This window comes from Paenibacillus sp. LT-B23, from assembly GCF_059417685.1.
Window position 1 is genome coordinate 392,783 of sequence record NZ_JBSQBM010000003.1, and the last position, 26,325, is coordinate 419,107.

Genomic DNA, 26,325 nt, shown 5'->3' on the forward strand with positions numbered 1-26,325 from the left:
GAAAAAGCAAAACAGCAAGCCTCCATTGTATGTATCCGGAGACTTGCTGTTTTTTATGCATGCTTTGTGGGCTTGCTTTATGCGCTTCCTCCAGCCAAGCCAGGTCCGTTTTGACCTGTGCCCGGTTTCTGCAAGGAGCTGGTACCTGCTCGGGTATCGGCTTTTCCAGAAGTCGCAGCTCCTGCTGCTACAACAGTTTGCTCTGCAAGCAAAGTTTCCTGTTCCGACGATGCAGTAGAGGATGCATTTGTATCTGTTCCCGCTGTTCCTGACTGGAGCTGATACATCTGGAAGTAACGACCGCCCTGAGCCATGAGTTCGTCATGGTTACCGCGTTCGACAATCTCACCCCGATGCAGCACCAGAATTTGGTCCGCACTGCGGATGGTCGACAAACGGTGAGCAATGATGAAGGTAGTACGCCCTTTCTTGAGCACCTCCAGCGCAGATTGGATAAGCGCCTCGGTTTCAGTGTCAATATTGGCAGTAGCTTCATCGAGAATCAGAATCGCCGGATCAAAGGCCAACGCGCGGGCGAAGGAAATGAGCTGACGCTGCCCGGCTGATAAAGTACTTCCTTTTTCGATCACTGGCTCGTCAAAGCCTTGTGGCAAGTGGGCCAGCAGTTTATCAGCCCCAACATCACACAGTGCTTTGTTCACCTGTTCTCTGGTAATCCGGCTATCTCCCAGACTGACATTGGAGGCTACTGTACCTGTAAACAAATATGGATCTTGAAGAACGATTCCCATATGATGGCGTAGCCACTGCTTCGGAATGTCCTTGACAGAGGTTCCGTCAATGGTGATCGTTCCTTTTTGCGGATCATAAAACCGGAACAGCAGGTTAATAATCGAGCTTTTTCCGGATCCGGTATGTCCGACGAGAGCAACCGTTTGGCCAGGATGTGCAGTAAAGGAAATATGTTTAAGTACAGCATCCTTTTTGTAGGCAAAGGTTACGTCGTCGAACTCCACCAGACCTTTGTAACGCGGCATCGTGCCGTCTGTTACCTGTTCTCCGGTTTCATCCATCAGTTCAAATACCCGTCCCGAGGATACGATTGAAGTATCCAGCACCGCAAGCTGGTTGACCATACCAGTCATCGGTTGGAACAGTCGTCCCAGTACATCGACGAAGGCGTATAATACGCCTAGTGATACAGCACTGCCAGTCGTGCCAAGCGCCTCGGCTCCGAAATACCACAACACGACGGCAAAGGCAAGATTTCTCAGCACATTGACCAGATTGTGTGAAGTGAAGGCGTTCAAATTCAGCATTTTATTCTGATGCTTCATATAATCATCGTTCAGTTCTTCAAACTCTTGTTGCGTTTGTTTCTGGTGCCGGAACACGCGTATAATGGACATCCCTTGAATAGATTCGTTGATAATTGCATTAATCTCACTGAGTCGGGACCGAATGATCGTATTAAAGCGGGTGGCGACTTTGCGATACAGTACAATCCACAAGATCAGTAGTGGTACAATGAACAGAGAGATCAGACCCAGTCTGAAGTCCAGCAAAAAGAGTGCGACATATACACCGGCCATCGTGACAATACCTGAAGTGAAGTTCGACAGTACGGCCACGAATAAATCTTTTACCGCTTCTGTGTCATTCGTAACACGGGATACGACCTTGCCTGCGGGCAGATTGTCAAAAAAGTAAACTGGCAACCGTTGAATGTGTGCATAGAGGTCAAGCCGAAGTTTTTGAATGACCTTGTTGGCCGAGGATTGCAGCCAGTAGGTTTTGCCAAATTCAGCAAAGATCGAAATGACCAGAAAGAAGCAATACCAGCCAATCAGTTGAAAGATACCGGGCATTTCCGGCTTGTAAAAGCTATACAGCTCATCGGCTGTCAAAGCCTTGGCATCATAGCGAAAGGTGTCGGAGCCGCGTGTCACCGTCAGCGTGCCGTTTGCAAAGGAGCGGTTACCGTCAGCCACCTGCACCGAACCATCAATAAATACGAAGGATTTTCCAACTTGTAAAATCCTTGCTTCACGCCCTTTGGGCTCCCCGGCCTCAAAGCGGTCTTCACGCTTAAAATGGGTTCCGGCATAACTTACGGTGCCGTCCACACTAGTTGTCTCATAAAATGGTTTTTCAATAGCGAGCATATGGTCGTCGATCATCGTTTTGGCGATGAAGGGTCCGGCCAGCTCAGCTGCTACCCCGATAGCCAACGCGATGAGTGCGGCGATAAAGCCCGCTTTGCTCGTCAGGGCATACTGGAATAGCCTTTTGCCGATATTGGGTTTCATTAGGATACCTCCCCTGAGGTCAGAACAGATTCCACTTGCTGCCGTTCATACTGTTGACGGTACCATCCGTCCGTCTGAAGCAGCTCGTTGTGGGTTCCTTCCTCAATAATGCGTCCTTGCTCCAGCACGACGATCCGGTCTGCATGTTCTACAGCCGAGAGACGGTGAGTGGAGATCAGAGTTGTTTTACCCGAGCGTTTACGCCGGATATTATCAATAATACGTGCTTCTGTTCGAGCATCAACCGCGGACAGCGCATCGTCTAGCACCAGAATATCCGGATCGCCGATAAAGGCGCGTGCCAGCGAAACACGTTGCTTCTGGCCGCCGGACAGGGCAATGCCTTTTTCTCCGACGAGTGTATCCAGTCCATCGGACAAGGTGCCTAAATCCTGATCGAAGGCTGCGGTACGAATTGCTTCCATGATGTCGTCATCATCTGCACGCGGTTTACCGAACTGAATGTTCTCACGCACTGATTTGGAGAACAGAATTTGCTCCTGTGGCACGTAGCCGATCCAGCTGTGCAGTTGTTCAACAGCAATGTCCTCCAGCCGAGTGCCAGAGATTAAAATGTCACCGCTACCTGTCGGGTATTCATGCAGTAGCTGTTTGAGCAAGGTGGATTTCCCGCTGCCTGTTCGGCCGACGACACCCAGCGTTTCTCCACGTTTCAGCTCCAAATTCACATGTAACAGATTGTCAACAGATGAGGTTGGATAGCGGAAGGTAACATCTTTCATCGTAATGGACTCGGGATGGTTAACCGTTACAGGCTGAGCTGCATCTTGTACATCCGGCTCCACATGGAGAGTTTCGTTCACCCGATCGAGGGAAGCGCTACCTCGCTGCATAATGTTGATCAGCTCGCCAATGGCAAACATCGGCCAAATCATCATCCCCAGATACATGTTAAAGGATACCAGCTCACCCAGCGTGATATCGTTATGAAATACCAGATAAATACCATAGCCAAGTCCGATCACATAGCTAAGTCCTACGCATAAGCGGATCGTCGGTTCGAAGAGAGCGTCCATTCGGGCGACCGCCAGATTTTTGCGAAATACGTCATCGGTAATATCGGCGAACCGTTTTTCATCCATTCGTTCCTGTACATAGGCGCGAATGACCCGGATACCTGCCACGGATTCCAGCACTTGGTCGTTCATATCGCCAAATGCATCCTGTGCCAGCGTGTAACGCTCGTGAACGGCTTTACCGTAAATGCTCATTGCCAGCGCGATAAAAGGAAGGGGCAGAACTGCCGCCAGCGTCAGCTTCCAGCTAATCAGGGTGCCCATGGCGACCAGCACGACGCTGAGGTAAACTGTAGAGTCAGTTAGCGTCAGCATGCCAAAGCCCGCAGTACTAGCGACGGAGCGAAGGTCGTTCGTAGCACGAGCCATCAGGTCACCAGTACGATTGCGTTCAAAAAATGGAGGTGTCATCCGCAGCAGATGGTTCATAAAGCGTGTGCGCAACAGGCGCTCCACCAGATTGGCACCACCAAACAGCTTGTGCATCCATATGTACGTAATGTAGTAGATGACGGCAAGAATGCCTAAAATATAAAAAATATAATGCCAGAGCGAGGACCATGAAATTGAACCGCGTACGATCTCATCAATAGCGCTACCTAGCAGCCGAGGCGGAGCAAGCTCCAGCACGCCAACGGCTATCAGCAAAAACAGCCCAATCGAGTACCGGCTTCGTTCTCTTTTAAAAAACCAGCTTAAATTTTTGAGTACCGAAAACAAGAGGAATCCCATCCTTTCATGAAAAGCTCATGCGAGAGTTGTTGTACCATTTTGAATAAACAATAACGGCTTGCTACCACTAGCTTCAATCCGGTAACAGGCGCAAAAAAGGCATACCGTCCGCAGACGATATGCCTTAAATCTCAATATCATATGGCGCGCAGGTATTTTCAGCACACTCACCACTGAAAAACTGCTCAAACGCAGGCAGCCACTCGTATTAAACCATACAACGTGAATGGCCCAATTCCGAAGGATGCGTCAAGGGAGATGCTCCGGTATGAAGTTGTTGTGTTTGTAGAGTTGGGTAAAAGGCGAGATGAATGTTTAGCACCGGTAACACTCCTTTCTTCTTCGAATTGGATTCATTCTGAACATGAGTAATCGTTCAAATTGGTAATTAATTTCAAAATGGATCTCGTATGGTTGAATCTTAACACCGTCTTTTGCGAATTGTCAAACCTTTTTCAAAAAAATGTATATCGCTTGCTGGATATTTTCACTTGAGTAAGGGGCGGTTGGTGGTCAATCTAAAGAATACTATGATATAGTTAACAGGACGTAATTGTACAAGGAGATGAGCATAACGCATGAGCATACAGGTAACTGAACCAGCGGCACAGTGGTACATCAAGGAGCTTGGTCTGAACCGTGGAGATACCATCCGTTTTTTTGCCCGCTATAGTTCTGGCGGTGGGTTACATCCAGGCTTCTCTCTGGGAATTGCCGTAGAACCTCCGCAGCACCCCGTACTACAACATGAAGCGGCTGGCATTACGTTTTATATGGAAGACCAGGATTACTGGTACTTGAAGGGTCATCATCTGGAAGTAAAGTATCTGGAGGAACATGACGACATTATTTACACGTATGCCGAGGAAGAGCAGTCTTAATGCTCTAACGTTAGAAATAGCTTGCAGATAACCGTTTAGGGACATGAAAAAGCGGCGGAGTATCGCATTACAGGGGATTAACCTGTGTGTGATACTCCGCCGTTTTGTTGTCCTTGGGGCGCGTGTGCTGCATGTTAAGGGTTGTTAAGCATCGGACCATCCACCGCAAAATCAAAATCGTCAATGTCGTACACATGTACAGGTACGGAAGCTTCAATAATGCGATGAATCCAGTCCAGTTGATCTGTCAAAATGGGTAATTCTTCACGCTGGGCTGTTAGCACCAGTTCAGTCTCGATTGGATCAAAATATTCTCCGTAATGCGCAGTATCGACGGCATTAATGACGATCAGTGTGGTGTTAGCGTCGAACAGGATAGGCAAGCTTTTGGCCCAGGGCATCTGAAGCGCACGCCGGATTTTTTTCTGATTTAAAGGTTCCTCAAAATAGCTGATCAGTTCGCTTACCTTTCGCTTCACATGCTGATCGTCCGCAGGATTATCCATGAGCGGTTCCGTGCTATCCTGAAATTCGTATAGCTCCAGCAGCGACGTGTAAGGCACTATATATTCCACAGGGGCGGGAGTTGTAAGCAGTTGGCCATATATGGCAACCATTACAGCTTCCGTTACAAATTGTCGGGACATCGGTCAAGCCTCCTGCATTTACCAAATTATGCGATAAGAGTATAACACAAAGCGGGACTGAATTCAGCCCGTCATGCAGATTGCTCAGGTTCATTCGTCTTTTGCATTGACTGCCTTTTCAATTTTATGTCTGACGCTGGTCAAATACGTTTTTTTATGGACAGCATCTGCCAGCGCCAGACGAAGGACAAGCGGGGAAGTCTAGGTGCGTCCGATTAACAGCGATAGCAGCCCGGCGGCGATGAGCGGTCCTACAGGAACGCCTTTGAAGAAGGCCACACCCATCACAGTTCCGATAAGCAAACCCGTCACTATGATGGGCTGTCCAGACATCAGGGTTACTCCGCGGCCGCCAAGGTAGGCTACCAGGATGCCAATAGCAATAGCGAGCAGCGACTTCCAGTGAAGGAAGGACTCCATCACCTGGCTAATGCTGATTTTACCGCTGGCCAGTGGGGTCATCACACCAATGGTTAGAATGATGATCCCGATCGTCAATCCATACTTTTCAAGCCAGGGGAAAGCAGTATGAAAATGGGTTACCCGAAGTAGCAGTAGTACGACCATGGCAATGGTGACGGTGGAGTTGCCGCTGACAATTCCAAGACCAGCCAGTACCAGCAGGATGAGTGAACTGTAATCCATATATGTGTTCTCCTTAGTTCATTTAGCTTTGAATATGTTCAGCGATTTGGCGACCGTGCCAGCGGCCTGTTTCAATGAACACCTCATTGGCATTGCTGCCAGAAGCGATGACACCCGCCACATATATACCCGGTATATTGGTCTCCATCGTGGAAGGATCATATTCCGGTTTGTCCAGACCCTCAGCCATGTGGACACCTACAGACTCCAACAGCTTCCGTTCCGGGTGAAACCCGGTCAGTGCCAGTACAAAATCATTTTCGAGCCGGAAAGCTTCTGCCTCCAACGGGGTGACCAATACATAATCCGGATGAATTTCAGTGATGCGCGCGCCCAGATGGAGCGTAATTTTTCCTTTTTGCACCATACTGTCGAACAGTGGGCGAACCCACGGCTTAATGTATTCAGACAGTTCGGTTCGGCGATACACCATGTCAATGGTAGCCCCGACACGTACGAGTTCCATCGCTGCATCCACCGCAGAATTGCTGCCGCCGATGATTGCGACCCGCGTGCCGGTATAGGGATGGGCTTCACTGAAATAATGAGTAACTTTATCTAATTGTTCCCCGGGAATGCCCAAATAGTTCGGATGATCAAAATATCCTGTAGCCACGACGACATAGCGTGACGAATACGTTTTGGCTATTCCCTGCTTGCTCACCGTATGTACAGTAAATGTAGCATCATCCTGTCGTGTGATCGTTTTTGCTTCCTCATAATGACGGATGTTCAGGTTATAATGTGCAGCTACCTTGCGGTAATACGCCAGTGCTTCATGACGGTAAGGCTTGTCATTAGGCGTACTGAACGGAACATCGCCAATTTCCAGCAGTTCAGCCGTGCTGAAAAACTGCATGTTCGTCGGGTACAGAAAAATAGAGTGAACAATGTTGCTTTTTTCGATAATGACAGTTTGCAAGCCTCTGCGGCTGCATTCGATTGCAGCGGACAGCCCGCAAGGCCCGCCTCCGATAATAACTACGTCGTGCATCTCGATGAACCTCCCGTTATATTGGTCTGTTGCGCCTGTTTTGCAGTAGTATGGTAGACGTTTCAAAGCGCTAATTCATAAAAATTTGAAAAGGCGAAACAATTGAATATATGCAATCTCTGCACAAAAGTCAAGTAATATCATCCTACCGCAATGCGTACACAATATCCAGCCGTTTTCAGAAAGAAGTAAAAGAATGATACGATTGACAACTATTTTTAACAATCATATAATTAGATGTATATCTATTGTTATGTGTAGAATTTAATTTTTCACGCAAAGTATACGGAGAGTAGTTAGTGATGAAAAGAGGCGTTAACGATGCAACTGGATAAAATGGTCAACTATCATAAAGCGCTTGCTGATCCTACGCGTATGCGTATATTGCTGCTCTTGTCACGTGGAGAGATGCATGGTCAGGCGTTAGCGGAAAAACTGAATTTATCCCAACCGACTGTCACGCATCATGCTTCCAAGCTTCGTGAGGCCGGGTTAATCAAGGAGCGGCGTGATAAGAATACGGTATATTTCACACTAAATCCTGAACTGATCAGGCAGCATGCCGAGGCGACAGTGCGGTTTATTTTTGAAAAAGGAGAAGGGGAGGAAGAAATGTCAGAGGTTAATGAAACGCTGGAAGCGACAGTCTTGCGTAATTTTTTTTCCAAGGACGGCAAGCTGCGTCAAATTCCCTCGCAATACAAGAAAAAGCTGATCGTGCTTCAAATGCTGGCAGAAAAGCTGGAGCCGGGCCGCGTGTATCCTGAACGTGATCTAAACGAGTGGATTAAGCAGTATCATGAGGATTTTGCGACAATTCGGCGTGAGCTGATTATGCATCAGTTTATGTACAGGGAACGTGAAATGTATGAATTGAATCCACGTGAGATGTGGACGCGTTGGGATCAAGTGCGCTAAAAGAAACTTGAAAAGATTTAAAAAAAGGTTTGCGGCAGACTTGACAGACGAATTGTGGACCTTGTATGATTAAGAAAATTTTAGGAGGAGGCGATGTTATATGCGTACGAACATGAATGGATTGGTTCAGCAGCAGTATGACGTTGTCTCCCGCACGGATGATGCATAGTTGAAGACTATATGAAATAAGTATAGTTTTTACATGGCATTCGGTTGAGCACTAGAACCGATGAAATCCGCGGGGAGCGATTCCCTGCGGATTTTTTTATGATTAGGGTCTTGGGATAGCCTTGGCCTTAATTATACACCCTCCGCAGGGGTTTCCTTGCGGATTTTTTGCGTTTTTTGCTCGCGGGAGAGAACATTTACAAGCACCGAGAAACACGAAAATAAAAAAAGTATCAACTTTTTAACATCAGCAATAAACGATGATTCACAGGAGGAAAACAATGAGTATACATGAATACGGCTGGTCTGATTACTGGAACGGCTTTTGGGATCAATGGAAACAAAGCTTTGAAGAACGAGCAGAAAATACACAGGTACGCCCTGCCCGTCTGATTGCCGATTACGGTCAAAAAGTAAAGCTTATGACTATGGATGGAGAACGCTGGGGAGCTGCTTCCGGCAAGCTGAGACATGCTATCGTAGATCCGGCGGAAATGCCGGCTGTGGGGGATTGGGTGGCTGTCACCGTGCCAGATGGAGTCTCGGATGCAGTCATTCATGCCGTGCTGCCACGTAAAAGTCGGATATCCCGGCAGGCTGCGGGCTTTGAGACGAAGGAGCAATTGATTGCGACAAATGTAGATACGCTCTTTCTCGTCAATGCGCTGAATCACGATTTTAATGTGCGCAGGCTGGAGCGGTATTTAATTATGGCGTGGAACAGCGGAGTCGATCCGGTCGTTGTGTTGAGCAAAAGCGATCTTTGTCTCGATGTGGAAGAGCGGGTGGCCGAAGCGGAGGGGGTGGCCCCCGGTGTGCCAGTCATCGTTATTTCTGCCTTGCAGAACGAAGGGAGAGAGCAACTGGAGGCGTTTCTTCAACCCGGGCGTACAGTTGCCTTAACAGGCTCATCCGGCAGCGGAAAATCAACGATTGTGAACTGGCTGTCCGGGGCCGAAGTTCAGCTTACACAGGATGTGAGGGAAGAGGACAGTCGAGGGCGTCATACGACAACCCACCGACAGTTGTTCCCCATATTGAAGCAAGCCGTTCTGCTGGATACGCCGGGAATGCGTGAACTGAATCTGTGGGATGATTCCACCGGGGTCGCCAATACCTTCGCGGATATTACTGAAATGGCACAAAATTGCCGTTTTGCAGACTGCAAGCATCAGGGAGAAGCGGGATGTGCGGTAGAGGAAGCTGTGCAACGTGGTGAGCTATCTGAATCCAGAGTGAACAACTATCGCAAAATGCAGCGGGAGCTGGAGTATCAGGCACGTAAAGAAGCAGATCGGCGGAAAAAGGATCAACGTTCAAGCACAAATCAGAGCCGAGGCGGTAATCGAAGTGGCTGGAGACGTGATGTGGAGTGGTGAGATGAAGAAAGGTTATTTGTAAAAATCACAAGAGAATCTGCGGTGTGGTCGGCATATCCTGTAGAGGGGTGAGTATATGCCGAATTATAGTATCGTGGTGAGTTTGTCGGATCGTCGTCTGTATTTAAAAGATGGCGATCAGACTGTACTTAGTTATCCGGTCGGTATCGGTAAAATCGCTACACAGACACCGCACGGACAATTTACCATCATCAATAAACAGCCCAATCCCGGCGGCCCCTTCGGAGCGTTCTGGATGGGGCTGTCCAAGCCACATTATGGCATCCACGGCACCAATGCGCCTTGGTCCATTGGCAAGCTGGTGTCGCATGGTTGCATACGTATGCAGAACAAGGATGTGCTGGAGCTTCAGGAAAAGGTTAGCATCGGCACGCCGGTCACCATACAGCCTTAGTGACCGACAAGTTACACTACCCTGCAAGCCATGTGTTGTCCAATTATGATTTGGGTTGAATAGGGATACGGGCTTCAACCCGTTTGGAGCCCTCTTTGTCGTCTGCGGATTTAACTAGCGTGCCCGAAAGGCGTTCTCCGCTTGCTCCGTACACTCGTTTCGCATTCGCCCATATGTCTTCGTTAGGCTCGAAGCTTATAACCATGGTGTAACGATTAGCCAGGCTCGGTTTTTTGACCCTCATGCTGAAAGAGCCGTCAGGCATGACTTTGGTTTGATCATCATAGCCGAACTGCCAGCGTCCCGGGAAATCAATAGTGAGCTTGACATCTGATCCTTCCAGCAAATTACTGCGTGCATATACATGATAATAGTTGCCTTCCTGCTTCACATCCGGCTTGATCCACACTTTGGGGCTACCGTAATCCTTTGGTTTGTTCCAGACAGGCTTAACCAGCGGGGTGCTTTGTTCCTGCTCAGGATCAAACTCAGTGCCAATTCGGACTTCTTGCCGAAGCTGTTCCTTTTCTTCGTATTGATATACATAGGGGCCTTCCAATTTCTCACCACCGCTGCCGTAAAGATTGCGTATCGGGTCGTCTTGGTCAGCCGGACGGAACAAAACCGTCAGATCCATGCTGCCCTGTATGCCTGGCCGTTGCACACGAAGTACAAAGCTTCCGTCCTTTTGAACAGTTGCTTCGTCCGTGTACCCGGTGAGCAGGGAGTTTTTGACCGCGAGATTACCCTTAATCCGCGCTCCGGCGGGGAGGTTGGAGCGCCCTGTGACCTTTACGGTTTTTCTGTCTATATTTACGTCGCCTGAAATTTCGACATAACTGCTGCCTTGTTGGTGTACAGGAGTGCGATTGGCAGCTCGTTCATCTAGGGAGGACGTATTCTGGTTTGGGTTGCCAGTAACAGTGTAGGCGCGGGCCTCAGCCTCATGTTGGGCCATACTGCGAGTAGAGGCTTTTTCTCTGCTACATGCAGACAGAATTGTCAGCAACAACAAAGTGTATAAAAATATCCAGCCTATTTTAGCCAATCTGTGCTTTTCCATAGTTTCTGCTCGCTCCTTGTTCATAGCTTCCAGATTTAAAGCGGTCAATCCTTTGAAACTTTATGTATTTACCCTTTTTAAAGGTTGTGTAATCCTGCCTGTTTTATCCAACAGGGTGCCTACGTGTTTAAACTACAAGCAGAATGGTTAAAAATGGATAGCCTGATCATCCCCTTGGAAAGCAGGGGCAGCATGTTGTAAAGGAGCCTGAGTCATATGTCCATTGACCGTTTTATCCTGAAAAAGCTGGACAACTGCCGGGAAGAGCATACACGCGCTAATTTACTGGAACTGTTTAGAATACGAATTGAGAAGGCGCAGAAGTTGGAACGAGGCGGCAAAAAAGGTTATCGCAAAAGAATACTATAAGCAGATTGTTATAAAATGATAGGTTCGGCTAGTTACATGTATCATGTTTCAAAGCCGCTGATACGGAGAGAGTGCCTAGTCACTCTCTCTTTTTTGCTATGATTTCGGAACAAAAAAAAGTCCCTCTTAGTAGAGGGACAGTGCCAATGAATCATTTTCACTAACGCTATGCAGGATGGCTTCACAACCGACAATTTCTATACTGATCAAAGAGTTAAGACATTTTTGAAGGGCACGCTTGCCTCTGGAGATTTTGTTCTCCAAAGTGTTGCTTAGAAGTTTTAATGTTTTTTGTACAGGTTGTTTGTTTTCTTGGTTGAAGTATACGGGAATACGTTTGTTTTGAAATGTAATTAATGTTCTCACAAAAATCACCTCGCTTGAGTTATTTCATGGCTTTATTGTAGAGCCCGTTTCTTAAAATTACCTTAAAAACACCTTATAAAAACATAAAGGTCTGAAAAATTTACAAAGTGTTCACAATACTCTACAAACAATCAGATTTGCTTCTAATCCATCGACAAAATGGCGTATATGCGAATACTGCAAAACTATGAAAATATAATATATTGATTCATATGACTCTTTTAAGATATAAAAATAAAACTAAAGTCTTGATTTTATAGCTCGAGTGGGTAGTTTGTAACAAATTGACAGTCTAATAGGCGGATGCTACAGTTACGATAGCCATATTTCCATAGAAAATAGGCTGTTTGTGAGCTTTACTGTATATATTAAGGATCGGGAGGGATGACAGATGATCCTGACCGTGCTTTCGGGACGACAGGAAACAGAGTGGTTTGACATCGAGGTGGCTGATGAATACTCGGTGGATCATTTGAAGCTGATGCTGGGTGTGCGTATTTTTGGTGAGCCTCCTGCGGAAGGAATGCAATATATTATGGAAGCAAAATTCCCGGAGGGTCTTTGGTTCAGAGTGGATGACGACCAACTGTTGATAGGAGCGGGTCTGCGGGAAGGCTGTACGGTGCGTATTCAGCGCGCTTTTTCGACAACCCGGGACGAAGCTCCTGTATATGGACGTCGTTCGCTGTTTCAAAGTGAAAAAAATGGGTAAATACACACATGAAATTATATGAAACCTTGGTAAAATGAAATAGTAAGCAAAAAGGGGGACTTTTGTCTTGAATGTATTATACCAGCGCTCCCCGAGATTAAGACCGGCGCTCCGAGAGGAGAAGCTGGAGATTTTACGGCCTCCGGCTGAGCCGAGCAAGCCGTCTTTTTCCATTATATCTATACTTATTCCGTTAATGATGACGTTGGTAACGATTGGTTTTTACGTATATATGAGCAAAACAGGCAAGATGGGCAACAGTAACTATCTGATGTTTCAGATGGTTACTGTGGTCATGATGCTTACATCCTATACCATTCCTTTTTTCGTGTATTTGAACAATAAGAAGGAATACAAGCGCAAGCTGGAGGAACGTGATCGGATGTATCGGGAACAGCTCCAGAAGCATCGGGAAGAGCTTGAATTGAAACGCGAAGAGCAAATTCGCACGCTATATGAAATTCACGGTGACCCGCAAATCTGCGCTCAAATCGTCAAAAACCGTAATAGCTCTCTCTGGGAGCGCTCGCCGGAGGACGAGGATTTTTTGCAAGTGCGTATTGGAACCGGACAAGTTCCGTTTCATATCAAGCTGCAAATCCCGCGTCCGGACGGCTATGACCGAGACCCATTGCTAGGGGCTGCAGATGAACTTGGGGAAGAGTTTCGTCTGGTGGACGCTGCGTCCATTGCCCTGCCGCTGTTCCAATCCAAGGTGGTTGGGCTGGTTGGAGAGCGAGAGCACACTCTGGCAGCATTAAGAGTGATTCTGGCACAGGTGGCTGTTCGTCACTCGCCGGATGAAGTGAAAATGGCTTCCTTTTATGATGAGCGGGAAGAAAATGAATGGAATTGGATGCGTTGGCTTCCGCATGTGTGGGACGATGACAGAACCGGGCGGATGATGTCAGACCGCAGCAGCAGTGCCCATCAATTGGCCGACTTTCTGTTTGCCAGATTGAACCGCCGTAAAAACAACCGCAACGAACGTAATGGAAAAGGGATGGAAATCCCGTGTTATGTTGTTGTTTTATCAGATAGCCAGCTAATTGAGGAAGAGCCGCTGCTTCCGTTGCTGTTGGAGGACGGACGAGCAATTGATGCGTGTACCATCGTGCTGGCTTCCCGTAAGGAAGCTTTGCCGATGCAGTGTCAGCTAATCGTGGAGGCTTCCAGGGACCAGGGCGTATATGCTCGCAAATCCGAGTCACCGGAGGTTGAACAGCAAAGCTTTAAACCGGATCGTCTGTCGAGAGAAGAAGCAGATGCATTGGCACGATATATGGCTCCTATTCGCTTGAAGCGTTCCTCGGCTTCGGATATTCCCTCTGTGCTGCCTCTGTTCGATATGATGAGCGTAGCGGGTGTGGAAGAACTGGACGTGACAGAGCGTTGGCGTCGTAATCGTCATCCTGATACCTTGCCTGTGCCTATGGGAGTGCGGGCAGGCGGCAAGAAGATCATGATTAATCTGCATGATAAAATCGAGCGCCAGGGACACGGTCCCCACGGCTTGATCGCAGGTACGACAGGTTCGGGGAAAAGTGAGGTTATTCAGTCTATCGTAGCCTCCCTTGCTGCTGAGTTTCACCCGCATGATCTTGCATTTATGCTGATTGACTACAAGGGCGGCGGCATGTCCAATACGTTCGTTAATTTGCCTCATGTAGTAGGCACGATTACGAATTTGGATAATAACTTGATCGAACGCGCCAAAATTTCATTAAAAGCAGAACTGGTTCGCCGACAGAAAATATTAAACGATGCAGGCAATTTGCAGCATATTGATGAATATTACAGATTGCTCCGGCAGCGGCACGCACAACCGCTGCCTCATCTGGTTATTATTATTGATGAATTTGCACAATTAAAACGGGATCAGCCTGAGTTCATGGATGAGCTAATCAGTATTGCCGCCATTGGGCGGACATTGGGTGTCCATCTGATTTTGGCGACTCAAAAGCCTGCCGGCGTGGTGGACGATAAAATCTGGAGTAACTCCAGATTCCGTATCTGCTTACGGGTGCAGAGCGAAGGCGACAGCCGTGATATGTTGAAAATACCGAATGCTGCGTGGATCACGAAGCCGGGACGAGGGTATTTTCAGGTCGGTAGTGATGAGGTGTTTGAAGAGATGCAGTTTGCCTGGAGCGGTGCGCCGTATGTAGGCAACAGCGATATTTCTTCCGCACTTCCTGTGCATGAGGTTAGACTGAACGGCAAGCGTGAAGCACTGCTGACTGGCGGCGAACGGGCAAGCTCAGGCTTAAAAGGAGAAGAAGCTCCCAAACAGCTCCAGATATTCATTGATTATATTGCAGAAGAAGCTGCCAAGGCAGGGATCGAACGGCTTCAGGGACCGTGGCTTCCGCCGCTGCCTGAATTGCTGGATTTAACTGATTTGTCTCCATGCGCCGAAACGGACAGTACAACAGCGCCTCGAGAGCTGAAGGCGGTCATGGGTCTGGTTGATGATTTGCCGAACCAGCGACAGGAGCCGATTTATGCATCGCTGGATCATGGTCATTGGGCAGTGTACGGTATGCCGGGCATGGGTAAAACGACCTTTTTGCAGACAATGCTGATGTCAATGGCTCAGCGTTTTCATGCGAATCGTTGGAACGGTTATATCATTGATATGGGTCGAACGATGCGCGACTTTGGGGAACTTCCCCAGATCGGTGCTGTTATGATGGCAGAGGAGGATGACCGAATCAAGCGGTTGTTCCGCTATCTTTTCAAGCTGGTGGCTGTACGCAAGGACATGATCTCCGAAGCTGGTGTCAAAACGATAAGCTCTTATCGACATTCTGTTGTTGAGGATGTGCCGCAAATTATCGTGGTCATTGACGGCTACCTTAATTTCCGTAATGCTTATCCAGATGAAAATGAGTTGCTGGAATCTCTTTTGCGTGAAGGTGGAAGTCTCGGCATTACATTTATTATTACAGCGAATCGGATTACCGATGTGTTTGAGAAGTTCCGAAGTAATATTCCGAACGCCGTTTCCTTTGAAATGTCTGATCCGAGTGATTATTATTATGCGGTAGGACGACCAGCCAAAACACCAGGGCCTCTAATCCCGGGCCGGGCTTTGGTTAAAGGGCATATCCCGCCGCTGGAGTTCCAGACGGCGTTGCCTTCACCCGGAGAAGATGAAACGGAGCGTTCAGCGCGGTTGCGCCGCAATATCGCGGGCATCGTACAGGAATGGAAGGGCAAGAACGCCCCAGCCATTCTTCCGTTGCCCGAGCGAATCCCGTTGGCGGAACTGCTTCAGCAGTGGGACGGGACGAGTGGGCCTTCGGGCGCGCTTCCTTATGAGGTGCCTGTAGGGCTACAGAGCGACGATCTGGAGCCTTTCTTACTGAATCTCAAGGAAGGTCCTAATTTTATCGTGGGCAGTCCTATGGAGGGAGGGAAAACCTCTTTCCTCATGAGCTGGATCATTTCGCTGGCTTATTACACATCGCCGAGTCAATTGGAAGTCTATACAGTTGACACCCGCTATGGAGGCGGGGGATTATCCCGATTGCGACATCTTCCTCATGTCAAAGCTGCTGCTGAAAGCGAGGAAGAGCTTGGACCTTTGGTACAGCAAATTTATGATATCGTTCAACAGAGGAACAAGGACGGAAATGATCCCGAATTGCTGCTGGTCATTGATGATGCGGATATGCTAAGCAAGCAATTGAACGATTTTACGATAAAGGATCAGCTTTCTGCCATTGTGCGGTTGGGACGTGATCGCAACGTGCATGTCGTGCTCTCGGGCGTGCCATCTGATTTCCCAACCTTTGGCGTGGACTGGTTTAATGATGTTAAGGCAAGTCAAAGCGGCATGCTTTTCGGAACACTGGATTCGAATGATTTATCGTTCTTTCGTATCCCCTATTCAGAAGCGAATGCCGCCGCTGGTGGCCTAAAAGTCCTGCCCCCTGGGCAGGGATACTACGTACGGCGCAAATTTACCAGGATAAAAGCGGCAATTCCCTTCTCAGAGCAAGTGAGCTGTGAGGATTGGATAACGAAAATTCGTGACCGATGGCATGTTGTAGTTTGAAGGGAGGTGGCTCATAATGTTAACGTTTCAAGCTTCCAAGCAGAAGTTAATAACCCTCAAGTCGAAGGAACTGTTTTTCCTGGCAGGCGTATTGGGTTCTGACAGGCTGCTTGGGGTGGAAGATCCGTTTAAGGGCTATCTGGCAGAAGAGTTGGCGGAAGAGTGGGAGCAGGTAAAAGCCTCTCTTCTGGAAAAGGGTTATCTAAAGCGAGTAGATGAGGGTACTGAGTTGGCAATGCCCCCTACCGTTTTTTCGAGGGTTGCTATCGCGGGATTATCTAACCGTGCTTGCCGCATACGCTATGCGCGGGGCGGCAAGCAGTTCGAAGGTTACCTCCATTGCACGAACGAGCGTGTCGTGGAGCTAGTAAAATCCGTTGATGAACCCGATGAGTACCGCCTGTATGATCTGGGTAACGTGGAGAAGGCTTGCGAGACATTGATTGATAAAATGGGCTGGGTAGATCGGCTCGTGCCTGAATCTCCTGCGCTCATGTTCTCCAAGCAGGCATTTAATGAAATTTACAAGCAATCTGCAGGAGACAGTGTTTCTCAGATTAACAGCAAACTGACCGAGGCGAGTGGAGATGCAGAAGGTTCTGCGAGACTTGCCCAGTCATTGAGTTCCCGTATGGCCGAAGGAGAACTGCAATTACTGGTCTGGAACGGCAGGGAGTGGGAATCACAGCGGGTTGCCTTTGTCCTGTGTCCAACGATGAACTGGATATTTCGTATGAGCTCTAATGGCAACGGAGATTGGCTTATTGCAGCCATGGCATCAAGAGATCAGTTTGTGGATTTATTATTGAATTGGTTGAGACAGTCGGCAGTGACAGAAGAAGTGACAGAAGAAGGGTGATGGATATGCGCATTCGAGTTGAACCGGATGTGCTTCGGGGGCTTAGCGGGCAGCTACAGCATGCGGCGGAGCAAATTCAACAGTTAACAGCAGGGTTGGAGCAGGCGTTACAATCGCTTGATTGGGATGTATCTGCGCGTGAGTCGGTCTTGAATCATTGGATGCAGGCCAAACGGATGTCGGAGCAGATTCATGCTTATCTCCATACATCAGGTACACAACTGAATCGAAAGGCAGAACAGTTTCAGTCTGTTGACCACAACTATCATACGATTCTGTCATTTGCCAGCCAACCATTAGGACGGCCAGTCACGATGCTTGATTGGTCGAATCAGCAGTCACCGTCTATTTTGCCCGGGCAACCTTCGGAAGGAAGTGGTCCGATTTCGGACCCGCTGTCTGTCGTGCATGCCATTGCTGGTGTACAGTCGTCGGATGCAGGTACACTGAATCAGGATATTTTGAAGCAGGCATCTTCCAGCAACCCTCAGGAATGGTATTTTGCTGACCCGGCTATAGTTAGGGATCAGCCTGTCGCTTAGTAGATTCCCGGGACTCTCATGTTTAGATGTGAGGTTCCTATACATTCAGTTCATAGAATCCTGATTTCTTGGGACTTATTGGGTGCTACTTCAATTGATATTATGCTGTTAGGTGCTGTTTTATAGTCAAAAAGTGGGGTTGATACAATTAGGACCTTCGCCTTTTGTAGGAAATTAAATAAACATAGTACAATTTGAACAAGTTAAACAAAACATTTAGTTATCATCAAGGAGGATTCATAATATGGCAGGACGTATTTTAATTACCCCGGAACAGGTTGATCAGGTAGCTAACCAATTTAAACAAAGCGGTGAACAAAGCCAGCAGATCGTTTCCAGCTTGACACAATCCATCTCAGGTATGGAAGGTCAATGGGAAGGTATGACCAAACAACGCTTCTTTCAAGAGTTTCAGGAAGCCAGCAAACAAATGCAAGCTTTCGTAACGACTTTGAACAGCATCAGCCAGGAACTGACGGCTATCGCTAACAAATTCCGTACTGTTGACCAAACGAAGTAAGATGCGTGATAAGCATCACCTTATAATATACCACTCTATGAAGAAGCAATATGGTTGAACCATTTCTTATGGTTTGTACATTTGGTATAGTGGTTATCAGGAAAAACCGGGCGATCTTCGGACACCCGGTTTTCTTGCCATCCACAGATTATATATAATAGGGTGAGGAAACTAGCATACTGAACGATGTAAGGAGAGGGATGTTGCATGTCTTTTCAACCGAATCCGGGAGACGAATTGATCATAAACGGCTCAGCCTATGTGATTGGGCGACATCCTGTTGCACCCGGTTTGGCTTATGCTCAAGCAGGGCGGCAGGGGATCGTATACCAGCTCAATGCCAAAAGCGGAGCGCCGCATGAGGCTAAAGCCCTTAAAGTGTTTTTTCCAAAGTTCCGTATCCCGGCTATGGTTTATCAATCTGAGCATATGGAAGCGTACGGGGATATTCCCGGTTTGCAGGTATGCAAGCGTGATGTGCTCACTCCAGAAAGAAACGGAAGTCTGATCGCCGAGCAGCCTGATTTGTTATATGCAGTGCTGATGCCATGGATTCATGGGACGACATGGTTCGATTGTCTCACAGCTCAGCAGCAGCTTGAGGCTTCCGATAGTCTGGCTTTGGCCCGGGCGCTGGCAGGGATCGGTTCAGCTATGGAGCAAAAAGGACTAGCGCACTGTGATTTATCTGCGCCGAATGTCATGCTTCCGTTTTTTTCTGAAGTGGAACTGCCTGAAGGCACATCAGCTGTAGAATTGGTCGATGTGGAACAAATGTACAGTACCAAAATGGATCGTCCGGATGCTCTATTGGCGGGTTCGCCGGGGTATGCTGCGCACCGAACCGTTCACAGCGGATTATGGAGCGCGTATGCGGATCGTTTTGCAGGGGCCATTATTATCGGCGAAATGCTGGGATGGTCAGACCGTGTGGTGGTCGATAAAGCGTGGGGCGAAAGTTATTTTGACCAGCATGAAATGCAGACGCCTTGCGAACGTTATTATATTTTACGCAAGTCGCTGGAAGCCCGTTGGGGAAGCAAAGTGGTGGAGCTGTTTAGCCGTGCCTGGGACAGTCAGGATCTGAGCAGTTGCCCTACCTTTGGTGAATGGCTGGTTGTACTCAATGCACTTACCGAGCAAGAGATTCCTGTTGAAGTAGAGACGGTGGAACCCGAGGCGACAGAGGCAGCAGCATTAGCTACTGGCGAGTCCGGGGAAGCCGCATCCTCCTTGGTTGCACCGCTCCAAGCGGAACAAGCTGCGATACTGAACCAGGCGGTCGAGGAGCAAGGAGAGCGCGGGGTGACGGACAAGCTGTTCCGGCAGGCGCGTGAACTGGAGAAGCAAAACAAGCCTGCTGCGGCCCTAGAGGTATATCGGTCATTGTATCATTTTGTAGAAGACGGCAGCCCTCTGCATGTGGAGGTATCGGCTGCCATTATGGGGCTGGAGGAGCAGTTGAACCCCAAGCCGCCTGAGCAGCCTGAAAAATCAGCAGCCTGGTTCCGCTCCAAAACGTTCATTGTGACAACGGCGGCGGCTGTCGTTCTGCTGGCTGTTGGCATTCCAGCCGTGAATATTCTGGCTGATCAGTCCAATCAGCGGCAAATCGAGGCAACCAAGCAGGAAGAAGCCGCAAAGGCGGCGAAAGCGAAGCTGGCTGCCGAGCAGGAGGCCTCTCAAAAGGCACTGACGGAGAAGCAGCGGCAGGAAGCTGAGCAGCAGGCCAAACAACAGGCTCTTGCTGCCCAAAAGCAGCAGGAAGAGCAGAAAAAACAACAGGCCATTGTAGCTCAGCAAGTCAAATATGAAGCCTACCTTGCTCAAAAGGAACAAAACAAGCAGGCGGCCGCCAAGCTGGCAAAGCAGAAAGCGTATGATCAGCAGGCGAAATACGAAAAATATTTAGCCTGGAAAAAGAACGAGGCTGCCCGCGCAGCGCAGGAAGAGGCAGCACGTAAGGCGGCGGCAGAGGCGAAGCAAAAGCAAAAAGCATCAATTCATGCAAGTAACAAACAAAATGTTCTCCAGCTTATTTCCCTGTATAACAAGGCTTATGCTTCTCAGGAGGGCGGAAGCACGGCGAAGGCGAAGGGTTTTGCCAATCGTTTTAGAGCGTTGTACGAAAGTAATTCTTCCTATTATCGTTCGGTAGGCGAAGTCGGGTACCGGGCTTCCTCTATCTATAACTTTTTAAGCGATACGAATTTTAGACTGCCTAAAATTTAATTTTTTTCATATTTTCATATCTTGGATGAAGTGGCACAAGATGATAAAAGGTAACTGAGGGGAGCGTGTGCAAACGATGAATTATACCATACAGGCTTCTCAGCGTACCCCCGCCCTGATCATTTACCTGATTGACATTAGCGCGTCAATGAACATGCTCATGGAGGGGCGGCGGCGAATTGATGTTGTCTATGAAGCCATATCACTGGCGATCCGGCAGATGGTTTTCCGTTCAACTAAAGGGAATCGGCTGACTGCACGCTACCGGATTGCGATTTTGGCCTATAGTGACGACGTATATGATCTGCTCAACGGTGTGAAGGGGATTGATGAAATTGCGGCGATTGGCTCGTTGCCCGATTTGACACCCAAACGGTTTTCAGATTCAGCAAAAGCTTTCTTGCAAGCCGAACGTATTTTACAGGCGGAGCTGCCGGGGATGCAGGATTGTCCTGCGCCTTTGGTTTGTCATATGACAGATGGTGTTTCCACAGGTGATGATCCGGAACCGATTGCGAAGCGTATTATGAGCATGAGCGTACCGGACGGCAATGTACTGGTGGAAAATATATTTTTATCGGACAGATTACTGGAAACGCCTATTCAGGACCCCCGCCGCTGGAAAGGTCTTACGCATAATACGCCGTTACAGGATGAACATGCTGTGAAATTGCGTAATATGTCTTCTGTACTTCCTGAAAGCTATCGGGAAATGCTGTTTGAGGCAGATTATCAGCTAGGTGAGGGAGCAGTTATGATGCTGCCCGGAACCTGTCCGGAACTGGTGTCCATCGGTTTTCAAATGTCGGCCGCAACGCCTGTACGGTAAGGAGGTAAACGCATGAATCCACTGCTGTCTCTGCTCCCTACGAGCAAAAGGAAGGGAATGAATGCACGGCTGGCACAGCATTTTGCCTACATCAGCTCTCAGACGGGCGATCAGCCACTATCGACGCATCATAGCCGCTTTATGTGCCGTTATGGTTACGGAAGGTCTGCCGAATCTGCCAGTATGGGTGAAAGCGGACAGGATTTCGCCGCAGTGAGCATTCATAAATCTGTCTGTTGTTTTGTTCTGTGTGATGGTGTCGGACTTAGTTACCAGGGAGATTTTGCAGCACGCTATTTGGGTTCCTCTTTGCTGGATTGGATGGAACAGGGGCAGGATCTGTCTGCCGATAAGCTGGGGCTGTACCTCGAACGTTTGGCAGGCACGGCTGCGGAGGAACTGGATCGGCAGCCTCTGCATCATGAATCGGGGTTGATGCGTTCGGTGCTAGAGGATAAACGCCGTCAGGGAAGCCAGTCGATGTATATTTGCGGTAAAATCGAGCTACCGAAGCGCGGTACCCACGGGCGTCTCAGACTTGCCTGGCAAGGAGATTCACGATTGCGGCTATGGAACGGTTCGGAGGAGATCAGCCAATTATTTGATCATACCTTCTCTACAGCGGAACGCTGGTCCACAAGCCGTGGGCCGATTGGAGGTAAACCTCATTGGTACGAAAGAAGCATACCCGCAGATATGTCGATGAGATTACAGGTATACAGTGACGGGTTATCCGATTTGGACCCTATTCGTGAGCCTGTCCCTGATGAGCAGATACAGGTTTTGCTGGACGCCTCCCATACCGGAGGGCTTGATGATGATGCTGCATTTATTGAATTGCAGTGGTAAACGGAATAAGGAAAGGACGTATGCATCCATATACTGATGGCTGTATAACGTCCTTTTTTGATGAATACATAGAAAGAAACTAAAGGTCAACAAGAAAGGAGAAGAAAAGGTGCGATAATGGGTGTATGATTGGTCCTTTTCTCGAATATCGCAAAGGAATAGCAAAAAATGCGCAAAAATGGTGATTATAAAGTATACCTTTTTGGGTAATCTTGTGATTATACAGGATACTGAAAGGGAGCGATACATATGAGCTACACATTGGCAGGAGGCGCGCGCTTTGAAGGCAAAACGGCTCTGATCACGGGGGCCGGTTCTGGTATTGGCAAGGCAACGGCTATTCAAATGGCCAGAGAGGGAGCAAATGTCGCACTTTTTGATGTCAGTAATGAACGGATTGTAGAGACGGAGAGAGAGATTAATGCCATACGTGAAGGTGCCGCTCGGGCTTTTGACGTGGATATTGCCGATCCGGTGCGTGTGGAAAAAGCCGTTTTGGAAGCGGTTGAGCTGTTTGGCGGGCTGCATATCATTTTTGCCAATGCGGGGATTAACGGGGTGGTCGGACCGATTGAGGATTTGAGCATCGAGGATTGGCGGCAGACGCTGTCTACGAATCTGGATGGTACTTTCCTGACGGTGAAGTATACCGTACCGCATTTGAAAAAAAACGGTGGCGGCAGCATTATCATTACCAGCTCCATTAATGGAAATCAGCGCTTTACCAGCTTTGGGATGTCAGCCTACAGTACATCTAAGGCAGGCCAAACCGGGTTTGCTAAAATGGCTGCGCTGGAGCTAGCCAAGTTTCGTATTCGTGTCAATGTCATCTATCCCGGAGCCATTTCGACAAATATTGATGAAACAACGGAGAAATCCGAAAGGTTAAAACAGATTACCATCCCCGTTCAGTTTCCCGAAGGAGGGCAGCCGTTGGCTGATGGGCCCGGTCAACCCGAGCAGGTAGCTGATTTGGTGACATTCTTGGCTTCCGATCATTCGCGTCATATTACTGGTGCGCAAATTGTGATTGACGGGGCGGAATCCTTATTATTTTAGTGCTAGAGAATTCTCTGTGAGGGAAAAATGTTTTGTGGTATCCTGAGTGTAACGTCTTGGTTAAGGTGCGAATGTGAAGCTCACATAAAAACCCCGGGTCCTTCGCACCTCGAAATTTGTCGAAAATCATTCAAATCAGATTTCTTCGGTAGAAGTCAATGGTTGATTGGAGCTTTTTTAGCATCGTTTTTTGCTAAAATGTATGGAATTGATATCATTAGAGTATGAATTGCTGTATTTTCGCTGTCGCACTCTATATGAGTGCGTGGATTGAAATCTTAAGGCTTACTTATCAGCGCAGCAATCCATACCAGTCGCACTCTATATGAGTGCGTGGATTGAAATCGTACTGCTAATACGCCCCTTAATCGGAAGGTGTACGGTCGCACTCTATATGAGTGCGTGGATTGAAATCTATTCATTCCGATGGCAGCGCGGAAAAATTCGTTGTCGCACTCTATATGAGTGCGTGGATTGAAATCAGCTTTGTGATTGCAACTGCATTATCCCGACTAGTCGCACTCTATATGAGTGCGTGGATTGAAATTAAAAATGTTTCGGCTTCGCGCTCCGTCCGTGGCAAGTCGCACTCTATATGAGTGCGTGGATTGAAATCGAATAGCCGCATTTTTATGAGCTCCCTTATTCTGTCGCACTCTATATGAGTGCGTGGATTGAAATATGTTACTAATTGCAGTTATTTGCGAAAAATTGAGTCGCACTCTATATGAGTGCGTGGATTGAAATATGTGATCATTTAATACCATAAACTCCTATTTGTAAGTCGCACTCTATATGAGTGCGTGGATTGAAATCGTTTGATGTGCCGTATTACTCACCTCCTTTACGGTCGCACTCTATATGAGTGCGTGGATTGAAATAGCAAAGTGTAATCTTAGAGAGCGAGGAGAGAGAATGTCGCACTCTATATGAGTGCGTGGATTGAAATCAACGCGATAGCATGGTGCTCTGATCACCTCGCATGGTCGCACTCTATATGAGTGCGTGGATTGAAATCGCAATGGACGCAAGTCTGACAAAAAAAGATGTAGTCGCACTCTATATGAGTGCGTGGATTGAAATTCCAGTTGGGGTTAACATCGGATAAAAATTCATCAGTCGCACTCTATATGAGTGCGTGGATTGAAATGCCTGAGCCGCCTGACCGCCAAATTCAGGCACCGGTCGCACTCTATATGAGTGCGTGGATTGAAATTCTAAAGCCGTAGCGTATTTGCGAACCGTGACGGCCTGTCGCACTCTATATGAGTGCGTGGATTGAAATACATAAAATCGAAGATTGAAGTCTGTCCTTCACGTCGCACTCTATATGAGTGCGTGGATTGAAATTTTGGATGCCAGCCTGGTGATATACTGGAACATGGTCGCACTCTATATGAGTGCGTGGATTGAAATCCGTTTAAACGTCCTGAATCAACCAACGCAGTGGGTCGCACTCTATATGAGTGCGTGGATTGAAATCGATGGTATGGATGATAGTCGAGATTGGCACAGAGTCGCACTCTATATGAGTGCGTGGATTGAAATCCCTTTGGTTGACTAGGAGTAATACGGGCGCTCTCCGTCGCACTCTATATGAGTGCGTGGATTGAAATCAGTTCGTTTTCTGCCGCAGCTACTGCAATCTCACGTCGCACTCTATATGAGTGCGTGGATTGAAATATTAAAGGTGATCCAGGAGTCATGCAACTACCTGGTCGCACTCTATATGAGTGCGTGGATTGAAATCAATACGTTGTTGCATGGTTACAGTACAATGTTCACGTCGCACTCTATATGAGTGCGTGGATTGAAATTGTTAGCGCATCAGGTAAAGTTGTAGATTACCAACGTCGCACTCTATATGAGTGCGTGGATTGAAATATTTTAAACACCTCCGGGTATAATAACCTTGACAGTCGCACTCTATATGAGTGCGTGGATTGAAATAATCGGGTATGTCTATGATTGCTAAAGTTACATCGTCGTCGCACTCTATATGAGTGCGTGGATTGAAATTATAATCCCGGCAGGCACGAGGGTTGCGCCTGTGTCGCACTCTATATGAGTGCGTGGATTGAAATTGCGAATATTGTTTAATTATTTTCGCTTGAAACGTCGTCGCACTCTATATGAGTGCGTGGATTGAAATTCGAATTCGTGCAAGCTGCTCTGAAACATCTACAGTCGCACTCTATATGAGTGCGTGGATTGAAATGGTCACGACCCTCGGCTTTAAATTGCTCAATCAGTCGCACTCTATATGAGTGCGTGGATTGAAATTTTACGTAGACGCTCAATTTCTACATACAGAGCATCCCGTCGCACTCTATATGAGTGCGTGGATTGAAATTCCTAGATATACCAACTGTCTCACCACTGCCGTTCCAGTCGCACTCTGTATGAGTGCGTGGATTGAAATCTCGATCACGTAAAGAAACACGCTCACACCGAGGTCGCACTCTGTATGAGTGCGTGGATTGAAATTATCCAGGTGCCGTTACTGGCGGAAAGAAAAAATGTCGCACTCTATATGAATGCGTGGATTGAAATATAAAAGGACTGGTCTATAGGATTTGCTTGAAGAGTCGCACTCTATATGAGTGCGTGGATTAAACATAGAAAAAGTCTGTCAGCTTCAAAAGCAAGGACCGGGCAGATTCAATCGACAATTCAGGAAGCTCAAGATAACAGCGAGGGGAACTCGCATCTTACATTTAAGTTCGGTCTATATTTTATGAATCCTCAGAGGAAAGCTCTGGGGATTTCTTGTTTT

At 47.9% G+C, this 26,325-nt stretch carries 21 protein-coding genes and 1 CRISPR repeat array; of the genes, 14 read left to right on the forward strand and 7 right to left on the reverse strand.

Annotated elements, in window-relative coordinates; translation table 11 throughout:
• Positions 1–77: 77 nt before the first annotated feature.
• Together ACWXW9_RS06715 and ACWXW9_RS06720 are read right to left on the reverse strand one after the other, a co-directional pair.
• Positions 78–2,270: an ABC transporter ATP-binding protein gene (locus ACWXW9_RS06715; RefSeq protein WP_494928782.1), complete on the reverse strand. Its 2,193-nt coding sequence runs from the start codon at positions 2,268–2,270 to the stop codon at positions 78–80.
• Positions 2,270–4,027 (reverse strand): ABC transporter ATP-binding protein, encoded by a 1,758-nt coding sequence (locus tag ACWXW9_RS06720; protein ID WP_283655685.1) that lies wholly within the window; start codon positions 4,025–4,027, stop codon positions 2,270–2,272. The genes ACWXW9_RS06715 and ACWXW9_RS06720 overlap by 1 nt, the downstream gene beginning before the upstream one ends.
• Positions 4,028–4,617: 590 nt before the next feature.
• Between ACWXW9_RS06720 and ACWXW9_RS06725 the strand changes: the two genes are divergently transcribed.
• Positions 4,618–4,920: a HesB/YadR/YfhF family protein gene (locus ACWXW9_RS06725; protein WP_014281172.1), complete on the forward strand. Its 303-nt coding sequence runs from the start codon at positions 4,618–4,620 to the stop codon at positions 4,918–4,920.
• A 134-nt stretch (positions 4,921–5,054) separates the two neighbouring features.
• Here the strand turns inward: ACWXW9_RS06725 and ACWXW9_RS06730 are convergent, their stop codons facing one another.
• From ACWXW9_RS06730 to ACWXW9_RS06740, 3 genes are all read right to left on the reverse strand, one after another.
• A complete protein-coding gene (locus tag ACWXW9_RS06730) occupies positions 5,055–5,567 on the reverse strand; it encodes a hypothetical protein (protein ID WP_044644800.1) in 513 nt (170 codons plus the stop codon).
• A gap of 201 nt (positions 5,568–5,768) precedes the next feature.
• Positions 5,769–6,212 carry a DUF441 domain-containing protein gene (locus ACWXW9_RS06735; RefSeq protein ID WP_494928783.1) on the reverse strand — a complete coding sequence of 148 codons (444 nt, stop codon included), beginning with the start codon at positions 6,210–6,212 and terminating at the stop codon, positions 5,769–5,771.
• 22 nt (positions 6,213–6,234) lie between these two features.
• Complete coding sequence (locus tag ACWXW9_RS06740; RefSeq protein WP_494928784.1) at positions 6,235–7,206, reverse strand: YpdA family putative bacillithiol disulfide reductase; 972 nt, start codon at positions 7,204–7,206, stop codon at positions 6,235–6,237.
• Positions 7,207–7,527: 321 nt separating this feature from the next.
• Between ACWXW9_RS06740 and ACWXW9_RS06745 the strand changes: the two genes are divergently transcribed.
• The 3 genes from ACWXW9_RS06745 to ACWXW9_RS06755 all read left to right on the forward strand — a co-directional run bounded on the left by ACWXW9_RS06745 (position 7,528) and on the right by ACWXW9_RS06755 (position 10,086).
• On the forward strand, positions 7,528–8,124 hold the full coding sequence (locus tag ACWXW9_RS06745; protein ID WP_494928785.1) for a DUF2087 domain-containing protein: 597 nt from the start codon (positions 7,528–7,530) through the stop codon (positions 8,122–8,124).
• Positions 8,125–8,573: 449 nt separating this feature from the next.
• Complete coding sequence (gene rsgA / locus ACWXW9_RS06750; RefSeq protein ID WP_494928786.1) at positions 8,574–9,671, forward strand: ribosome small subunit-dependent GTPase A; 1,098 nt, start codon at positions 8,574–8,576, stop codon at positions 9,669–9,671.
• A gap of 76 nt (positions 9,672–9,747) precedes the next feature.
• On the forward strand, positions 9,748–10,086 hold the full coding sequence (locus tag ACWXW9_RS06755) for a L,D-transpeptidase (protein WP_431089324.1): 339 nt from the start codon (positions 9,748–9,750) through the stop codon (positions 10,084–10,086).
• Positions 10,087–10,129: 43 nt separating this feature from the next.
• On the opposite strand, the gene ACWXW9_RS06760 is transcribed toward ACWXW9_RS06755, so the two are convergent.
• Entirely contained in the window at positions 10,130–11,149 is a 1,020-nt protein-coding gene (locus tag ACWXW9_RS06760) for a flagellar motor protein MotB (protein WP_494928787.1), read from the reverse strand.
• Between the two features lie 216 nt (positions 11,150–11,365).
• Here ACWXW9_RS06760 and ACWXW9_RS06765 point away from each other — a divergent pair, with 216 nt between their 5' ends.
• The gene (locus ACWXW9_RS06765; protein WP_200893384.1) at positions 11,366–11,518 is read left to right on the forward strand and encodes a hypothetical protein; all 153 of its coding nucleotides are present in this window, start codon (positions 11,366–11,368) and stop codon (positions 11,516–11,518) included.
• A 126-nt stretch (positions 11,519–11,644) separates the two neighbouring features.
• Here the strand turns inward: ACWXW9_RS06765 and ACWXW9_RS06770 are convergent, their stop codons facing one another.
• Positions 11,645–11,884: a hypothetical protein gene (locus ACWXW9_RS06770; protein ID WP_081473730.1), complete on the reverse strand. Its 240-nt coding sequence runs from the start codon at positions 11,882–11,884 to the stop codon at positions 11,645–11,647.
• Positions 11,885–12,275: 391 nt separating this feature from the next.
• Here ACWXW9_RS06770 and ACWXW9_RS06775 point away from each other — a divergent pair, with 391 nt between their 5' ends.
• From ACWXW9_RS06775 to ACWXW9_RS06815, 9 genes are all read left to right on the forward strand, one after another.
• Positions 12,276–12,596 carry a hypothetical protein gene (locus ACWXW9_RS06775; protein ID WP_025685030.1) on the forward strand — a complete coding sequence of 107 codons (321 nt, stop codon included), beginning with the start codon at positions 12,276–12,278 and terminating at the stop codon, positions 12,594–12,596.
• Between the two features lie 67 nt (positions 12,597–12,663).
• A complete protein-coding gene (gene essC / locus ACWXW9_RS06780; RefSeq protein WP_494928788.1) occupies positions 12,664–16,659 on the forward strand; it encodes a type VII secretion protein EssC in 3,996 nt (1,331 codons plus the stop codon).
• Positions 16,660–16,675: 16 nt separating this feature from the next.
• Positions 16,676–17,518, forward strand: a complete 843-nt coding sequence (locus tag ACWXW9_RS06785) for a hypothetical protein (RefSeq protein ID WP_494928789.1) — start codon at positions 16,676–16,678, stop codon at positions 17,516–17,518.
• A 5-nt stretch (positions 17,519–17,523) separates the two neighbouring features.
• Positions 17,524–18,060 (forward strand): WXG100 family type VII secretion target, encoded by a 537-nt coding sequence (locus ACWXW9_RS06790; RefSeq protein ID WP_494928790.1) that lies wholly within the window; start codon positions 17,524–17,526, stop codon positions 18,058–18,060.
• A 244-nt stretch (positions 18,061–18,304) separates the two neighbouring features.
• Positions 18,305–18,580, forward strand: a complete 276-nt coding sequence (locus ACWXW9_RS06795; RefSeq protein ID WP_013309990.1) for a WXG100 family type VII secretion target — start codon at positions 18,305–18,307, stop codon at positions 18,578–18,580.
• Between the two features lie 207 nt (positions 18,581–18,787).
• A complete protein-coding gene (locus ACWXW9_RS06800; RefSeq protein WP_494928791.1) occupies positions 18,788–20,812 on the forward strand; it encodes a hypothetical protein in 2,025 nt (674 codons plus the stop codon).
• Positions 20,813–20,888: 76 nt separating this feature from the next.
• Positions 20,889–21,641 (forward strand): vWA domain-containing protein, encoded by a 753-nt coding sequence (locus ACWXW9_RS06805; RefSeq protein ID WP_025685035.1) that lies wholly within the window; start codon positions 20,889–20,891, stop codon positions 21,639–21,641.
• 12 nt (positions 21,642–21,653) lie between these two features.
• On the forward strand, positions 21,654–22,490 hold the full coding sequence (locus ACWXW9_RS06810) for a hypothetical protein (RefSeq protein ID WP_494928792.1): 837 nt from the start codon (positions 21,654–21,656) through the stop codon (positions 22,488–22,490).
• 249 nt (positions 22,491–22,739) lie between these two features.
• On the forward strand, positions 22,740–23,549 hold the full coding sequence (locus ACWXW9_RS06815) for an SDR family oxidoreductase (protein WP_283655697.1): 810 nt from the start codon (positions 22,740–22,742) through the stop codon (positions 23,547–23,549).
• 245 nt (positions 23,550–23,794) lie between these two features.
• Positions 23,795–26,168: direct repeats of the CRISPR family, unit length 32 nt; unit sequence GTCGCACTCTATATGAGTGCGTGGATTGAAAT.
• The last annotated feature ends 157 nt before the right edge of the window (positions 26,169–26,325 follow it).

Bases quoted from the DNA above. Each gene is read 5' to 3' on its own strand.
- ACWXW9_RS06735 (WP_494928783.1), bottom strand. From the start codon at position 6,212: ATGGATTACAGTTCACTCATCCTGCTGGTACTGGCTGGTCTTGGAATT.
- ACWXW9_RS06810 (WP_494928792.1), top strand. From the start codon at position 21,654: ATGAATCCACTGCTGTCTCTGCTCCCTACGAGCAAAAGGAAGGGAATG.
- ACWXW9_RS06805 (WP_025685035.1), top strand. From the start codon at position 20,889: ATGAATTATACCATACAGGCTTCTCAGCGTACCCCCGCCCTGATCATT.
- ACWXW9_RS06815 (WP_283655697.1), top strand. From the start codon at position 22,740: ATGAGCTACACATTGGCAGGAGGCGCGCGCTTTGAAGGCAAAACGGCT.
- ACWXW9_RS06745 (WP_494928785.1), top strand. From the start codon at position 7,528: ATGCAACTGGATAAAATGGTCAACTATCATAAAGCGCTTGCTGATCCT.
- ACWXW9_RS06795 (WP_013309990.1), top strand. From the start codon at position 18,305: ATGGCAGGACGTATTTTAATTACCCCGGAACAGGTTGATCAGGTAGCT.
- ACWXW9_RS06725 (WP_014281172.1), top strand. From the start codon at position 4,618: ATGAGCATACAGGTAACTGAACCAGCGGCACAGTGGTACATCAAGGAG.
- ACWXW9_RS06755 (WP_431089324.1), top strand. From the start codon at position 9,748: ATGCCGAATTATAGTATCGTGGTGAGTTTGTCGGATCGTCGTCTGTAT.
- ACWXW9_RS06785 (WP_494928789.1), top strand. From the start codon at position 16,676: ATGTTAACGTTTCAAGCTTCCAAGCAGAAGTTAATAACCCTCAAGTCG.
- rsgA (WP_494928786.1), top strand. From the start codon at position 8,574: ATGAGTATACATGAATACGGCTGGTCTGATTACTGGAACGGCTTTTGG.
- ACWXW9_RS06715 (WP_494928782.1), bottom strand. From the start codon at position 2,270: ATGAAACCCAATATCGGCAAAAGGCTATTCCAGTATGCCCTGACGAGC.
- ACWXW9_RS06800 (WP_494928791.1), top strand. From the start codon at position 18,788: ATGTCTTTTCAACCGAATCCGGGAGACGAATTGATCATAAACGGCTCA.
- ACWXW9_RS06790 (WP_494928790.1), top strand. From the start codon at position 17,524: ATGCGCATTCGAGTTGAACCGGATGTGCTTCGGGGGCTTAGCGGGCAG.
- ACWXW9_RS06760 (WP_494928787.1), bottom strand. From the start codon at position 11,149: ATGGAAAAGCACAGATTGGCTAAAATAGGCTGGATATTTTTATACACT.
- ACWXW9_RS06765 (WP_200893384.1), top strand. From the start codon at position 11,366: ATGTCCATTGACCGTTTTATCCTGAAAAAGCTGGACAACTGCCGGGAA.
- ACWXW9_RS06740 (WP_494928784.1), bottom strand. From the start codon at position 7,206: ATGCACGACGTAGTTATTATCGGAGGCGGGCCTTGCGGGCTGTCCGCT.
- ACWXW9_RS06730 (WP_044644800.1), bottom strand. From the start codon at position 5,567: ATGTCCCGACAATTTGTAACGGAAGCTGTAATGGTTGCCATATATGGC.
- ACWXW9_RS06775 (WP_025685030.1), top strand. From the start codon at position 12,276: ATGATCCTGACCGTGCTTTCGGGACGACAGGAAACAGAGTGGTTTGAC.